Source organism: Pseudomonas sp. D8002, from assembly GCF_013385695.1.
GTDB lineage: Bacteria > Pseudomonadota > Gammaproteobacteria > Pseudomonadales > Pseudomonadaceae > Aquipseudomonas.
On the sequence record NZ_JACAPM010000062.1, the window covers coordinates 1 to 14,609 of the forward strand.

The 14,609-nt window shown below is 62.6% G+C and carries 15 protein-coding genes and 1 pseudogene; 1 reads left to right on the plus strand and 15 read right to left on the minus strand.

The window, feature by feature from the left end; genetic code table 11:
- The 7 genes and pseudogenes from HX807_RS29820 to HX807_RS29850 form a co-directional block, all read right to left on the minus strand.
- Positions 1-1,154: pseudogene (locus HX807_RS29820) on the minus strand (type IV secretion protein Rhs); the annotation flags it as partial.
- A 174-nt stretch (positions 1,155-1,328) separates the two neighbouring features.
- The gene (locus tag HX807_RS29825) at positions 1,329-2,090 is read right to left on the minus strand and encodes an SDR family oxidoreductase (protein WP_003209865.1); all 762 of its coding nucleotides are present in this window, start codon (positions 2,088-2,090) and stop codon (positions 1,329-1,331) included.
- Positions 2,083-2,883 (minus strand): SDR family NAD(P)-dependent oxidoreductase, encoded by an 801-nt coding sequence (locus tag HX807_RS29830; RefSeq protein ID WP_177037359.1) that lies wholly within the window; start codon positions 2,881-2,883, stop codon positions 2,083-2,085. Before HX807_RS29830 ends, HX807_RS29825 begins: the two co-directional genes overlap by 8 nt.
- On the minus strand, positions 2,876-3,697 hold the full coding sequence (locus HX807_RS29835) for a molybdenum cofactor biosynthesis F family protein (protein ID WP_177051959.1): 822 nt from the start codon (positions 3,695-3,697) through the stop codon (positions 2,876-2,878). Before HX807_RS29835 ends, HX807_RS29830 begins: the two co-directional genes overlap by 8 nt.
- Positions 3,698-3,783: 86 nt before the next feature.
- Positions 3,784-4,443, minus strand: a complete 660-nt coding sequence (locus HX807_RS29840) for a LuxR C-terminal-related transcriptional regulator (RefSeq protein ID WP_102605819.1) — start codon at positions 4,441-4,443, stop codon at positions 3,784-3,786.
- 52 nt (positions 4,444-4,495) lie between these two features.
- The gene (locus HX807_RS29845) at positions 4,496-4,861 is read right to left on the minus strand and encodes a cupin domain-containing protein (RefSeq protein WP_003209872.1); all 366 of its coding nucleotides are present in this window, start codon (positions 4,859-4,861) and stop codon (positions 4,496-4,498) included.
- Between the two features lie 154 nt (positions 4,862-5,015).
- Positions 5,016-6,314, minus strand: coding sequence for an FAD-binding oxidoreductase (locus HX807_RS29850; RefSeq protein WP_008437180.1), 1,299 nt, complete (start codon positions 6,312-6,314; stop codon positions 5,016-5,018).
- A 195-nt stretch (positions 6,315-6,509) separates the two neighbouring features.
- Between HX807_RS29850 and hpaR the strand changes: the two genes are divergently transcribed.
- The gene (hpaR, locus tag HX807_RS29855; RefSeq protein WP_003209875.1) at positions 6,510-6,932 is read left to right on the plus strand and encodes a homoprotocatechuate degradation operon regulator HpaR; all 423 of its coding nucleotides are present in this window, start codon (positions 6,510-6,512) and stop codon (positions 6,930-6,932) included.
- A 132-nt stretch (positions 6,933-7,064) separates the two neighbouring features.
- On the opposite strand, the gene hpaI is transcribed toward hpaR, so the two are convergent.
- The 8 genes from hpaI to HX807_RS29895 form a co-directional block, all read right to left on the minus strand.
- A complete protein-coding gene (gene hpaI, locus HX807_RS29860) occupies positions 7,065-7,865 on the minus strand; it encodes a 4-hydroxy-2-oxoheptanedioate aldolase (protein ID WP_102605821.1) in 801 nt (266 codons plus the stop codon).
- A gap of 18 nt (positions 7,866-7,883) precedes the next feature.
- Positions 7,884-8,687, minus strand: a complete 804-nt coding sequence (gene hpaH, locus HX807_RS29865) for a 2-oxo-hept-4-ene-1,7-dioate hydratase (protein WP_008437182.1) — start codon at positions 8,685-8,687, stop codon at positions 7,884-7,886.
- Between the two features lie 10 nt (positions 8,688-8,697).
- The gene (locus HX807_RS29870) at positions 8,698-10,002 is read right to left on the minus strand and encodes an MFS transporter (protein ID WP_008437183.1); all 1,305 of its coding nucleotides are present in this window, start codon (positions 10,000-10,002) and stop codon (positions 8,698-8,700) included.
- A 51-nt stretch (positions 10,003-10,053) separates the two neighbouring features.
- Positions 10,054-10,446 carry a 5-carboxymethyl-2-hydroxymuconate Delta-isomerase gene (locus tag HX807_RS29875; protein WP_087694947.1) on the minus strand — a complete coding sequence of 131 codons (393 nt, stop codon included), beginning with the start codon at positions 10,444-10,446 and terminating at the stop codon, positions 10,054-10,056.
- A 142-nt stretch (positions 10,447-10,588) separates the two neighbouring features.
- The gene (gene hpaD / locus HX807_RS29880; protein ID WP_003209884.1) at positions 10,589-11,446 is read right to left on the minus strand and encodes a 3,4-dihydroxyphenylacetate 2,3-dioxygenase; all 858 of its coding nucleotides are present in this window, start codon (positions 11,444-11,446) and stop codon (positions 10,589-10,591) included.
- A gap of 148 nt (positions 11,447-11,594) precedes the next feature.
- A complete protein-coding gene (hpaE, locus tag HX807_RS29885) occupies positions 11,595-13,055 on the minus strand; it encodes a 5-carboxymethyl-2-hydroxymuconate semialdehyde dehydrogenase (RefSeq protein ID WP_177051961.1) in 1,461 nt (486 codons plus the stop codon).
- A gap of 5 nt (positions 13,056-13,060) precedes the next feature.
- On the minus strand, positions 13,061-13,831 hold the full coding sequence (locus tag HX807_RS29890; protein ID WP_177051971.1) for a fumarylacetoacetate hydrolase family protein: 771 nt from the start codon (positions 13,829-13,831) through the stop codon (positions 13,061-13,063).
- On the minus strand, positions 13,828-14,493 hold the full coding sequence (locus HX807_RS29895) for a fumarylacetoacetate hydrolase family protein (protein ID WP_102368624.1): 666 nt from the start codon (positions 14,491-14,493) through the stop codon (positions 13,828-13,830). Before HX807_RS29895 ends, HX807_RS29890 begins: the two co-directional genes overlap by 4 nt.
- Positions 14,494-14,609 lie beyond the last annotated feature (116 nt).

Sequence of the window (14,609 nt, forward strand, 5' to 3'; positions counted from 1 at the left end):
TTCACCAGCGCCGTGCGCGCCGTCTTCGGCTCCCGCACCATCGGTGCCGGATTGGAAATCTCGTCCACGCCAGCCTTCAACGGCACCGCCGCAGCCTTGACCGGCACTGCATGACTCTGAAGCGATAACGGCTTAAGCACCTCCGCATGCCTATCCAACGGGGCTGTACCGCCCAACTTGGCAATCTGCTCCAACCACTCCCGTGCCCGCTCGGACCTGACCTTGCCCAGCACCTGCGCGCCCAGCCGTACCGCCACACCCATGCCACCGGTAGCCCACAGCAACAGCAGGTTGAGCAACACCTCGGTGGTGATTTCCCCGAGCAACTCAAACATGTAATGCGGCGGCAGCATGCGTATCCAACTGACCATCGCGGACAGGTAGATGAACAGCAGCGGCTCGTCGCTGAGAATCAACAATCCTTTGGCAATCGCCTCATGACTGAGCTTCAGGAGCGCTCCAAGCTCGGCTTGGGAGAGGTACTGCAGGAGCTTTTCGGTGTTGGGCTTGATGTCTGCCAACCACTGGTACAGCTGCGCAATACCGTCCCAGAGGCCGTAAAGCACGTTTTCAAAGCCCCGCGCATAAGCCAGTTGCAGCGAGGTGTAGCGCTCGCCATAACCCGCCTTGGAATAGCTCTCCCATATCGGATTGAACGTGCTCGTCCACTGACCGCGCAGGTTGCCTTCCAGCGAGCTGATCTCGGACTGGTAGGAGGCATACAGTGCCTTGACGTGATCCTGGGAAACGTTGGGATAAAAACTGACCCGGTACTGCCGGTCGACGGTGCACTCGGTGACTTCGAGAATGCCGCTGGGGCCGATGGTTTTATGGATGGGGTCGCCGAGGGCGCCACCGTCTTGCGCGACTTCCTGCAGCATCACCGGCGTATTGCCGATGGGCACGAACCGTGTGCTCTGGAACATGTGCACCAGGGTCAACGGTGAGTTGGCCTTGCAGGTCGCGACGGTGCTGGCGGGATACAGGGAACGGGTGATGGGCGCGACCAGCGAAACCTCGTCGCCGACCTTGAACACCTGCTCGACATCCAGTGCCGAAAAGCTCCAGAAGCTCTCGGCCCACGCGTCGTAGGTGTTCAGGCAATGTGTGAAGTCGTTGAGAACCCCATCGACGTCGCGCGTCTTCGGGTCCATCGCCGCCACGACCAGAAAGCCTATGGCGGGATTCAAGAGGCAGCCCCATCGGGCAGGGCATTAATCGAAAAAAACATCGGCGTTCCCTCGCGCTGTGTGATCAGGCGAGGGACTTTGCAGAGGTTCTCAGGGCAGGGGAGTAGAGGTTATCCGGCAGTTCGGTAGGACGTTTCGTTAAACCTCCGGCAAGGTCGAGCCGCCATCCACCACCAGCGTCTGCCCAGTGATATAGCCCGCCAGGTCCGATGCCAGGAACAGCATTGCCCCGGCAATATCCGACGGTGCGCCCAGCCGTCCCAGCGGTACCCGGCTGGCGATCTGTGCATTTACCTGGTCATCCCCCAGGTTGCCCATGGCCGGGGTTGCGATCATGCCGGGCTCCACACCGTTGACTCGCACATTCAAACCGGCCAGTTCCAGCGCCGCATTGCGAATGAACCCGTTGACCCCGGCCTTCGACGCCGCATAGTGACTCAACCCCGGAAACGCAACCCGCGGCCCCGTGACAGACGACGTAACCAGCACGCAGCCCCGACCCTGACGGCGGAACATCGGCAGCGCCGCCTGGGTCAGCCAGAACAACGCCGAGAGGTTGACCGCCAAGGTACGGCCGAGCATCGCCGGAGTGATCTCGGCAAAGGGCGTCAGCGGAAAATACCCGGCGTTATGCACCAGAATATCCAGCCGCCCCCAGTCGTGCTCCACCCCTGCAATCAGCTCGAAAACCGCAGCCGCATCCGCCAGATCCACCGTCACCGCTTCCACCTGGCAGCCGCGCCCGCACAGCTCCAGCGCGAGCGCCTCTGCCAGTTGCAGGTCGGCGATCATCACCCGCGCGCCCCGCAGGGCAAACGCTTCGACGATGGCCCGACCAATACCCTGGGCGCCACCCGTTACCAATACGTTGCGACCAGTGAAATCCAGGTCTTCATTCATGACGCTGCTCCATACGCGCATAGGCCAGCGTCGGCACATCGACGATGCTTGAGCCCCCGTCCGCCACCAGCGTCGCACCCGTAATGATCGACGCGTCACTGGATGCCAGGAAGCGGCACACCCTGGCGATTTCTTCAGCGCTGGCCGGCCGGCGCAACGGCACATCGGCGCACACCCGGTCATAGGCGTGCTGCAGCGTCTCGCCATGGAAATCCATCAACGGCTGCATTTCCTCATCCGCCATCGGCGTGCGCACCCAGCCGGGGCACACCGCGTTCACCCGCACCCCGCGCGGGCCGTAATCCCGGGCCAGCGAGCGATTGAGCCCGAGCAAGGCATGCTTGGCCGTGGTGTAGCCGCACACCTCGGGCCCGGCAGCCAGTGAGGCAATCGAACCCATCAGCACGATGTTCCCGCCACTTTCCAGCAGCAGCGGCAAGCACGCCCGCGCACTGTAGAAGGCGCTGTCGAGGTTGCTGCGCAGCGCCGCTTCCCAGGTCTGCGGGCTGGTGTCGGTGGCGCTGCCCACGCCATGGCCGCCCGCACAGGCCAGCAGCACGTCGATCCGCCCATAGTGCTGGCGAATCTGCGCAATAAAACCCTCCCAGGTCTGCGGGCAGGCCGCATCACCCACCAACACCAACCCCCCGGTTTCCCGCGCGACCTGCTCCAGCGGTTCGCGACGACGGCCGATCAGTATCAACTGCGCACCCTCGGCAGCATACAGCCGGGCGCACGCAGCACCGATGCCCGTGCCGGCCCCGGTGATCACAATCGTGCGCGGCTCAGTCATCGGGATGCTCCGTGCGATTGAGCACCTGGCAGTAGGAACTGATGGGAAAGTTCGATAGTTCATCGAAGGAGGCGTCGGCATAGCCAAAGATCTTGCCGTCGCTGCGGTGTTGCTGCAGGTCGATCAGCACCAGGCCGAGGGTGGGGATGATTTTTTCGCGCCAGACGAACAGGTAGAGCTGGTCGGCGATCTTGTAGTAATCGCAGCGGTCGGTGTCGCACAGGCCTTGCTCGACACCCTTAAGGCATTGCCAGGCGTAGAACTGGTGGTTGAGGTAGATGTGCTCGTAGACCTCGCTCGGGCTGTAGCGATACTGGTTGCGCAGGCCGATCAGGTCGGTGGTTGGTGCGTGGGGGCATTGGCCTGGCTGCCACGGGCGGTCGAGGCTGCCGTGGAGGAATTCCACTTCCACCGACGTCAGCGGCTTGCCGGCAAGGGCGCGGCTGTAGAGGCCTTCGCGGGTTTGTTCCTGGGTGGGCATGCGCCCGAGCACAGCGGTGAACGAAGCGCTGGCGGTGTCGAGCACCAGGCTGACCGACCAGGCCTGCGTGCCTTCGCGCTTGATGAAATCCACCAGGTACAGGCCTGGGCGCACCGAGGTCGCACGGTAGGTGGCGCTGCCGCTGGAGTGACCGTCGGCCGCGACCCAGGACAGGCTGTCGCGCTCGAACCGGTGCTCGATCTGCCAGCCATTGGCGAAGTGCAGCGTGAAGGCCTTGCCGCTCAGGTCGGCCAGGTTCGGCAGGATAAATGCCTCTGGGGCGAAGCCGTCGGCCAGGGCGCCCACGGTGATCCAGTCAGAAGGGGTGGTCATTTGCGATGCTCCGGTTGGGTGGGTGAACACCACGAATCATCGCGCCCGGGAGCAGGCGCGGGTATCAACCGGATGGTTGAGGCGAACTACAGAAACAGGCTGCCCACCAGCTCGGTACGACTGCTGACGCCGGTCTTGCGAAACAGGTTGATCAGGTGGGTCTTGATGGTGGGCAGGCCGACGTCCAGCTCCTGGGCCAGCTGTTTATTGCTGGCGCCCTGGCGCAACAGCAGGGCGATCTGGCGCTCCTTGGGTGTGAGACCGGCCAATGCATCTTCAGTGGGCTGCATGTTGGCCACCGCCAGTTGCAGCAAGGTTTGCAGGGCGTTCAGTTGGGCCAGTTGCTCGCCGGTGAAAGCGCCCTGGTCGGCGGTGCGCAACAGCGAAATCGCCGCCTGGGGCTGGCCGGCGCGCTGGGCGAAAATCTCCACCACATCGACCACGCCATAGCGCCGCAGAAAATCCCCATAGCGCCGGGTATCCCGCGCCGGCTGGCGGGCCATGGCAAGGCCCAGCGGCACCACCGCCAGGCCACTGGACAGGCAGTTGCGCGGTTGCAACGGGTCGAATTGGCGGTAGTTGTCGAGGTAGTCGCGGTGCATTTCGCCGCTCATGCCGTGCAACTGGAAATCCCGGGCTTGCAGCTGGCGGTCGACGCAATAGAACGCGGCCTGGCTGACCGGAATCAAGCGGGTGAAAGCCTGCAGGCACTGGCCGGCGACTTCGTGGGCGGGGAGAGCGTGCATGGGTGGGCACCTGCGCCAAAAGGCTGCCGACGGGTGCCGGCAGCCGGGGCTATCACACCACGGCGAAGTAGTGTTTGACGAAACTTTCGCTGACCACTTCCCACAGCACCGGGGTGCCCTTGGTCACGAACCAGCTGTCACCGGCCTTGTAGCGGGTGCTCTGGCCGGTGGATTCGTCGGTGAGTACCACTTCGCCGGTGACCACGGTGGCCTGTTCGGCAAACGGGTAGACCATGCGGAACTTGCCCTGGGTGGTGCCGAAATAGGCGCTGCTGACCGGGTCGGTGGGGGCACCGAAGGTCATTTTGCCGAAGGCCCGGACTTCGCCTTCGAGGATGGTCGAGCCGAGGTCGGCGACGGTGCCCCAGGCGTCGAGTTCGGATAGCTGGATGTCTTTCTTGAGGGTAACGAGGGTCATGGCAGTTGCTCCTGATGAGAAAAATTTAGTGACCAACTGTAGGAGCGAGCTTGCTCGCGAAGGTCGTCAACGATGACGTTGGCGTTCTGGATGAGCGCGGCGCCCTTGGGTTTTTCGCGAGCAAGCTCGCTCCTACAGGTGTCAGGCGTGGGATTTAGCGGCGGCCGTTCCAGTAACCGGAGAGCTGATGCCAGGACTTGCCGGCGGTAAGCAGCAGTGGGCGGATCGCGTCCTTGCCGATGATGGTCGGGCGATGGATCGAGCTGACCAGGTCATACCGCGCCGACCCTTCGCTCATGCCTTCGGCCAGCACCTTGCAGATGATGTGGCTTGGGGTCACGCCGAAGCCCGAATAGCCCTGCACATAGAACGCGTTGCTGCGCCCGGGCAAGGTGCCGACCTGCGGGAACAGGTTCGGGCTGCAGGCCATCGGGCCGCCCCAGGCCAGGTCGATCTTCACGTCCTTGAGGTACGGGAAAATCTTCAGCATCAGGTTGCGGTTCCAGGCTTTCAAATCGCCGGGAATGTGCTCCACCAAAGGCGTGGCGGCGCCGAACAGCAGGCGGTTTTCGTTGGTGACGCGGTAGTAGTCGATCACCGGGCGAATGTCGCTGTAGGCCCCGCGAATCGGGCTGATACGGTTGATCAGCTCTTCTGGCAACGGCTCGGTCATCATCTGGAACGCGTAGGTGTTGATGGTCGAGCGGTGCAGTTCCGGCTCCAGCTTGTTGAGGAAACTGTCGCAGGCCCACAGCAGCTTGCTGGCCTTGACCGAACCGCGGCCGGTGCGCACGGTGATGCGCTCGCCATAACTGACTTCCAGCGCCGGGCTGTTCTCGAAAATTCGCACGCCGTGGCCGGCCAGGGCCTTGGCTTCGCCCAGCAGCAGGTTCAACGAGTGCACATGCCCGCCGCCCATGTGCAGCAGGGCGCTGCTGTAGGCGTCGGAGCCGATGATCTGCCTGACGTCGGAGCCGCCAAGAAAGCGGATCTCGTGTTGGGTGTTGATGGATTTGAAGTCTTTCTCCCAGGCGCGCAGGGTCTTTTCCTGGCGGGCGTTGAAGCCCATGTAGCCATAGCCGTGGCAGAAGTCGGCATCGATGTCGTACTTGGCGATGCGGTTCTTGATGATGTCGGCGCCCAGGTCGCTGATCTCGAAGATCTGGCGCAGGCCGTCTTCACCCACGTCCTTCTTGATCTTTTCCAGGTCGTGGCCAATGCCGGCCATGATCTGCCCACCGTTACGCCCGGTTCCGCCGAAACCCAGGTAACGCGCTTCCAGCACAACGATGTTGGTGATGCCTTTTTCGGCGAGCTCCAGGGCGGTGTTGATCCCGGAAAAGCCGCCACCGATGATCACCACGTCGGCTTCCACGTCCTGCTCCAGGGTGGGGAAGCTGAGGTTGTATTTCTTGGTCGCCGTGTAATAGGTCGGCGTTTCGATATTGATCATTGCGCTGCCTGACAGTGAAGAGCTAATGAGTGTATTAAGGCCGTTGGCGCGCTGGATGTCTTGATTCTGTGTGCCGCCGGTTTTGATCCTGCGCGCCAGAGCCTTCGCCGGCTTCACAAGTTATAGCGTGAGGTGGGGAGGAGAGTGTTAGAGTTTCGTTAAAACATTAACTAAATCTATCGTGACCCTGAGCCTATGTTGAAACCCAGACAATCCCTGACCCTGACCTTGCTTCAGGCCCGTGAAGCGGCGATGAGTTTTTTCCGGCCCTCGCTGAATGAGCATGGGCTGACCGAGCAGCAATGGCGGGTTATTCGAATTCTCAGCCAGCATGACGAGCTGGAGATTTACCAACTGGCGGAACTGGCGTGCATTCTCAAGCCGAGCATGACCGGCGTGCTGGTGCGCATGGAGGCAGCGGGCATGGTGCACCGGCGCAAGGCCGAGCAGGATCAGCGGCGGGTGCTGGTGACGCTGGCGGAGAAGGGCAAGGCCAGTTTCGAGTCGATGAGCCAGTGCATGGAGGAGAATTATCAGCGGTTGCAGGAGCAGTTCGGGGAGGAGAAGTTGCAGGTGTTGTTGGGGTTGCTGGATGAGTTGAAAACCATCAAGCGCTGACACACCGCCGATCCAAATGTGGGAGCGGGCTTGCTCGCGAATGCGGTGGGTCAGCCAACAAACCTGGCACTGATACACCGCTTTCGCGAGCAAGCCCGCTCCCACATTTTGGATCTTTGTGGTTTCAGAGCGTCAGTACACGCCGCCGGTAGTGGCTGGTGCCGCAGTGTCTTTGAACTTCGCCGCCAACCCCTGCAACCCGCGCATCAACACCGTCGTATCCACCCCTACCGCCACAAACGCCGCCCCCAGCTCGATATACCGCCGCGCCAGTTTCTCATCCGCGCTCAAGATGCCCGCCGCCTTGCCGGCTTTTTGAATCCTTACGATGGCGTCCTCAATCGCCGCCTGCACCTCGGGGTGCCCGGGATTCCCCCGATGCCCCATGGCCGCACTCAAATCCGCCGGCCCGATAAACACCCCATCCACGCCATCAACCGCCGCAATCGCGTCCAGGTTGTCCAGGCCTTCACGGTTCTCGATCTGCACCAGCAGGCACATCTGCGCATCGGCCTCATCCAGGTAACCGGGAATACTGTTCCAGCGCGACGCCCGCGCCAGCGCGCTGCCCACGCCCCGTACACCACCCGGTGGATAACGCATCGCCCGCACCAGCTGCCGTGCCTGGTCAGCCGTCTCCACCATCGGCACCAACAGCGTCTGCACGCCGATATCCAGCACCTGCTTGATCAACGCCGTATCGCCGATCACCGGGCGAATCACCGGTTGGCTGTCATAAGGCGCGACAGCCTGCAGTTGGCCGAGCATGCCGCGCAGGTCATTGGGCGCGTGCTCGCCGTCGATCAGCAGCCAGTCGAACCCGGCATTCGCCGCCAGTTCGGCGCAATAAGCGTCCGCCAAACCGAGCCACAGGCCGATCTGGGTCTCGCCACGTTGCAGGCGTTGCTTGAAGCGGTTGATGGGCATGTCCATGAAACAGTCCTCCAGTATTCAGACAAAGCGGCAGGAGATGGAACCCAGCATGTCGTAGTCGACATGGAAGGTGTCACCCGGATTCGCCGCCACCGGGCGGGTGAAGGAGCCGCCGAGGATGATCTGGCCGGGTTGCAGGGTGACGTCGTACGGCGCCAGTTTGTTCGCCAGCCAGGCCACGCCCTTGGCCGGATGGTTAAGTACCGCAGCCGACACCCCGGACTCTTCGATCACCCCGTTGCGGTATAGCACCGCCGGCACCTTGCGCAGGTCGATCTCGGTGGGGCGCACGGCGCGGCCGCCCATCACCACGCCGGCATTGGCGGCGTTGTCGGAAATGGTGTCGAATACCTTGCGGGTGGCGTTGGTGTGCGGGTCGATCTGCTGGATGCGTGCGTCGATGATTTCCAGCGCCGGGATCACCCATTCCGTGGCATCGAGCACATCGAAAATCGTGCAGTTCGGGCCCTTGAGCGGCTTGCCGAGGATGAACGCCAGTTCCACTTCCACCCTCGGCACGATGAAGCGCTCGAAGGGGATGTCGGTGCCTTCGTCGAAGAACATGTCATCGAGCAGGGCGCCGTAATCCGGCTCGGTGATGTTCGACGACACCTGCATCGCCCGCGACGTCAGGCCGATCTTGTGCCCGACCAGCTTGCGCCCGTCCTTGATTTTCCGGGCCACCCAGGCGCGCTGGATGGCGTAGGCGTCTTCAATCGTGATGTTCGGATGCTCCAGGGAAAACTGGCGCACCTGTTCACGGGAACGCTCGGCCTGGTCGAGGCGGGCGGCGGCTTGCTGAATAAGGGCTTGATCAAGCATGACAAAATCTCTACTGGGGATTGACGATGGCCGCATGGGTGCGCAGCACCAGCAGGCCGCCGAGGGCGATAAGCAGCGCCAGCACGTACAGGGCCAGGCTCGCGCTTTGGGTGGTGTCGCGCATCCAGCCGATCAGGTAGGGCGCGAGGAACGAAGCGATGCTGCCGAACGAGCTGATCAGCGCGATGCCGGCCGCCTGGGTGCTGTTGGACAGGAACGCCGGCGGCAATTGCCAGAACATCGGCAGCGCAGCGCTGGCGCCCATGCCGGCGAGGATCAGGCCGCCCAGTACCAGGGTCGGGTTGGTGGGCGAGAGCCCGGCCACCGCAATACCGATGGCCGACATCAGCAACGGCACGCACAGGTGCCAGCGGCGTTCGCGGTTGCGGTCGGACGAGCGCCCGCAGCCGATCATGAAGAAGCACCCGGCCAGATACGGTACGGCGCTCAGCAAGCCGACCTGGCTGTCGCGGCCGATGCCGGCGCCGTGGATCAGGGTGGGCATCCAGAACGCCAGGGTGTTCACCGCCAGCATCACCGCGAAGTACACCGCCACCAGCAGCCACACCTGCGGGTCACGCAGGATGCCGCCGAAGGAGGTGATGGATTTGCGCTGTTCTTCAGTGCTCAGTTGCTCGCGCAGTTGTTGCTTTTGCGCGGGCTCCAGCCACTTCACGGTTTCGAAGCTGTCGGGCAGGTATTTCAGGACGACCAGGCCGAGCAGCACCACCGGGGCGCCTTCGATCAGGAACATCCACTGCCAGCCCCGCAGCCCGCCGAAATCATGGAAGTTCTCCAGGATCGCACCGGACAACGGGCCACCAATCACACCGGCCATGGGCACGGCAATCGCAAACAGTGCGGTGACTTGCGCGCGGCGGCGGGCCGGGTACCAGCGGTTGAGGAACACCAGGATCCCCGGGAAGAAGCCGGCTTCGGCCACCCCCAGCAGAAAGCGCAGCACGTAGAAGCCCGTGGAGCTTTCGATCCACAGCATGCTGGTGGAGAGCACGCCCCACACCACCATCAGGCAGGCGATCCAGCGCCGTGGGCCGACCCGGTCCAGGGCCATGTTGCTGGGTACGCCGAACAGCGCGTAGGCGATGAAAAACAGGCCGGCACCGAGGCCATACACCGTGTCGCTGAAGTGCAGGTCGGTGCTCATCTGCATCTTGGCGAAGCCGATGTTGATGCGGTCCAGGTGGGCAAACAGGTAGCAGATCAGCAGCAACGGCATCAGTCGCCAGGTGACGATGCTGTGGGTGCGCTGATGTTCGATCAGGGTGGTGCTGTCGGCGGTATTGGCTGTGCTCATGATGTTGTTCTTTTTTGTTTGAGTGGCCATGGGCGGAAAGGTGGGCTGTGCTCAGCCCGCCTGGTTCTTCAGGAATGCGTGCACGTTGTTCTGCTTGAAATTCAGCTCGGGGTGCAGCTCGATCATCTCGAACGACAACGCCAGCAGCCGCTGGGATTGCAGCTCGGCGAAGTGTTCGGTGATGACCTTGAACAGGGCTTCGGCCACCGCCTTGCGGGTTTCCAGGTCGCGCCCGTGGCCGACCTTGAGGGTCATGTGGACGAAGGCGTAGTCATGCTTGCCGTCGGCCATGCGCCAGGTGTCCAGGCGCACTCCGCGACTGCGGATGCCCCCCAGGGGAAACACGCCGCTGTCCCCCAGCACGGCGTGAACCTGCTCGAACAGGGCCGGCAGGTTGGCCTGCTGCTCGATGTTGTCGGTGTATTCGGCGATGAAGTGCGGCATGTGTATCTCCTCTTGGGGTGAGGTGCAGCGAATTCCTTGTAGGAGCTGGCTTGCCTGCGATGGCATCAACTCGGTGCGACAGATACACCGAGGTGCCTGCATCGCAGGCAAGCCAGCGCCTACAGGTGATCTTCACCAAGGCTCATAAAGGGAAAATGGCATTGATCTGCCCGGTGCCCGAACTGCCGAACGGCTGGGTGATGATCTCGGCCGGCTGGTTGTAGTCCGGCCCGCCCAGCAGTCCCAGGAGCATCGCGGTGTCGTGCATCTTGCCTTCGCCGAAGCAGTGCTCGGCGTAGTCCGGCAGCATTGCGCAGAACTCCTTGAAGCGGCCTTGCTTCCACATCTCCACCACGTGCAGGTCCATCTGTTTGTCGAATTCACGGGTCCAGTTGTGGATGTTGGCTTCGGCTTCGCGGTCGTCCGAGAAACGGTGGGAGAGGGAGCCCGAGGCCAGCACCAGCACTTTGCGGTCGCTCTTTTCGATGGCGCGGCGCACGGCGGCGCCAAACGCGAAACTGTCTTCCAGGCGGTGCCAGGCGCACCACGCGGCAATCGAGATCACGTCGAACTTCTGCGCGTCCGGCACGCCCATGTGCATGTAGCGCATCGGCACCAGGGTGCCGTATTCCAGCTCCAGGCTCGGGATGTTGTGGGCCATGGTGCGCACGCCGGCCAGGTTGGCCTCGGCGGCGATCAACTCGCCCAGCTCGGGGCAGCCCGGGTACTCGTACTCCATGTTCTTGATGAAGTGCGGCAGTTCGTTGCTGGTGTAGGTGCCCTTGAAATGCTCGCCGCAATTGACGTGATAGCCGCTGTTGACCAGCCAGTGCACGTCGAACACCACCGCGGTGTCGGCCCCCAGTTCACGGGCGCGCCGCCCGATTTCCTTGTGCCCGGCGATGGCTGCTTCGCGGCAACCGTGGTGCTTGCCGGGCAGTTCCGACAGGTACATCGAGGGGACGTGGCAGATCTTCGCTGCCAGAACCACTTCGCCCATGATCATTCTCCTGAGTATTTATTCTTTTGTAGGAGCGAGCTTGCTCGCGAAAAACGTCAACGATAACGCAGCACTTCTGTTAGCCCGCGGCGCCTGCGGGTTCTTCGCGAGCAAGCTCGCTCCTACAGGTAGCGTTGTTATATCCGGGTTACACACCCCAGCGCGGGATGTGATGACTGCCCATGGAAATGCACACGTTCTTGATCTCGGCAAACACTTCGAAGCTGTACTGGCCGCCTTCACGGCCGGTGCCGGAACCTTTTACCCCACCAAACGGCTGGCGCAAGTCCCGCACGTTCTGGCTGTTGATGAACACCATGCCGGCTTCGATGCCGTAGGCCAGACGATGCGCCTTGCCGATGTCCTGGGTCCAGATGTAGGACGCCAGGCCGTACTCGGTATCGTTGGCCAGTTGCAGTGCCTCGGCTTCGTCCTTGAACGGGATCAGGCACACCACCGGGCCGAAGATCTCTTCCTGGGCGATGCGCATCTGGTTGTTCACATCGGCAAACACCGTCGGCTGGATAAACTGCCCGCGGCTCAAGTGCGCCGGCAGGTTGGCCGGGCGTTCCAGGCCGCCGGCCAGCAGGGTGGCACCTTCTTCGAGGCCAATCCTGATGTAGCCGGTGACCTTGTCATAGTGGGCCTGGGTGATCATCGAGCCGACCTGGGTCTTCGGGTCCTGTGGGTCGCCGACGATCAGGCGTTTGGCGCGGGCGGCAAATTCGGCGACGAACTGCGGGTACACGCTCTCCTGAATGAAGATCCGGCTGCCGGCGGTGCAGCGTTCACCGTTGAGCGAGAAGATGGTGAACAGTGCCGCGTCGAGGGCGCGGTCCAGGTCGGCGTCTTCAAAGATCAGCACCGGCGACTTGCCACCCAGTTCCATGGAGTACTTTTTCAGCCCGGCGGTCTGCATGATTTTCTTGCCGGTGGCGGTACCGCCGGTGAAGGAAATCGCCCGCACGTCCGGGTGGCGCACCAGCGCATCACCGGCGGTGGCGCCGTAGCCCTGGATTACGTTCAGCACGCCTTTGGGAATCCCGGCTTCGACCGCCAGGCGCCCCAGTTCATTGGCCGTCAGCGGCGACAGCTCGGACATCTTCAGCACCGCGGTATTGCCCAGCGCCAGGCACGGCGCAGTCTTCCAGGTGGCGGTCATGAACGGCACGTTCCATGGCGACACCAACGCGCACACGCCCACCGGCTGGTACAGGGTGTAGTTGAGCATCTGGTCGTCCACCGGGTAACTGTGGCCGTCCATGCGGGTGCAGACTTCGGCGAAGAAATCGAAGTTGTGGGACGCCCGGGGAATCAGCACGTTCCTGGTCTGGTGGATCGGCAGGCCGGTGTCGAGGGTTTCCAGCTCGGCCAGGTGCGGCACGTTCTGTTCGATCAGCTCACCGAGCTTGCGCATCAAGCGGGCACGTTCCTTGGCCGGTGTGCCTGCCCACTTCGGAAAGGCTTCCTTGGCTGCTGCAACGGCCTGCGCCACTTCCTCGGCACCGCCGCTGGCCACTTCACCGATGGCTTCGCCGGTGGCCGGGTTGTAGTTGATGAAGGTGTCTTTGCTTTCGACCTCACGGCCGTTGATCCAGTGTTTGATCATATTGCTCAAGCCTCTTTACGGGCGGCAAAAAAGTCCGCCTCGCTGACAATTCGATTGACCAGGCGGCCTACGCCTTCCACTTCCACGATCACTTCATCTCCCGGCACCACATCCGCCAGGCCTTCCGGCGTGCCGGTGGCGATCATGTCGCCGGGCTGCAGGGTCATGAAGCTGGACAGGTACTCGATCAAATACGGGATGTCGAAAATCATGTCTTTCGTGCTGCCTTCCTGGCGCAGCTCACCGTTGATCCAGGTGCGCAGCTTCAGGTTGCTCGGGTCTGGCACGTCGGCGACATCCACGATCCATGGGCCTACGGGGGTGGTGGCGTCGCGGTTTTTCACCCGCAGGTTGGGGCGGTAGTAGTTTTCCAGGTAGTCGCGGATCGCGTAGTCGTTGCACACCGTGTAGCCGGCCAGATACTCCAGGGCGTTCTCGCGCTTGACGTTGCGCGCCGGCTTGCCGATGACCGCCACCAGTTCGCACTCGTAGTGCATGTAGGCGACGTTATCCGGCCGCCAGGTCACCTGGTTATGGCCGGTGTAGGTGCCGGGAGACTTGATGAACGCCAGCGGTTCGGTCGGTGGCTTGAAGGCCAGTTCGGCGGCGTGGTCGGCGTAGTTCAGGCCGAGGGCAAACATGCTGCCGGTGGCCGGTGGCAGCCATTCGACCTGGTCTTCAGCCAGCAGGCGACCGTCGGCCAGGCGCACGGCGTTTTCAGCTTCTACCAGCACCTGGTGGGCTTCACCTTCAAAGCGAATACGGGCGTGTTTCATGACAGCTCCTCTGCCTTGATGTGGTTGACCAGGCGGCCCAGGCCGCTGATCTCGACTTCAACCGTGTCGCCGGGTTGCACATCCACCCGGCCTTCGGGCGTGCCGGTGATCAGCAGGTCGCCCTCGTGCAGGGTCATGAACTCGCTGATCTCGGCGATTAACTGCGGCAGGCTGCGTACGAAGTTGGCGGTGGAGTTTTGCTGGCGCAGTTCACCGTTGACGAACAGCTTCACGCTCAATTGATGCGGATTGGCGACCTGGTCGCGGGCCACCAGTTCCGGGCCCAATGCGCAGAAACCGTCCCGGCACTTGGCTTTCACCGCCGGGCGGTAGTAGCTGTCTTCCGGCAGGCTGAACTCATTGACGATGGTGTAGCCCGCCACATGCTCCAGGGCATTTTCGACGCTGACCCGGCTGGCGCTCTTGCCAATCACCACCCCGAGTGCCGGGCCCGGTTGCAGGCGTTCACCCTGTGGGTGCAGCACCACGCCGTCGTGGCCGTTGCGGGTATTGGGCGTCTTGATGAACAGCACCGGCTTCACCGGTGGTTTCTGGTAAGGCGCTTGTTCGAATTCGGCGAGACGTTGGTTCAGCAACCCCTGGTAGTTCAGCGCAACGCCGAACAGGGTGCCGTTCGCAACATCATGCAGGGCACGGCTCATGCTTTTCTCCTGGCAGTGGCGGGGCAGATTCGGACCTGCACCGTGGGAAATTCGTTAACGTGTTAACGTTATAATTAAGATGTTAACTATCGTCAAGCGTGGCAATATTTCAGGGC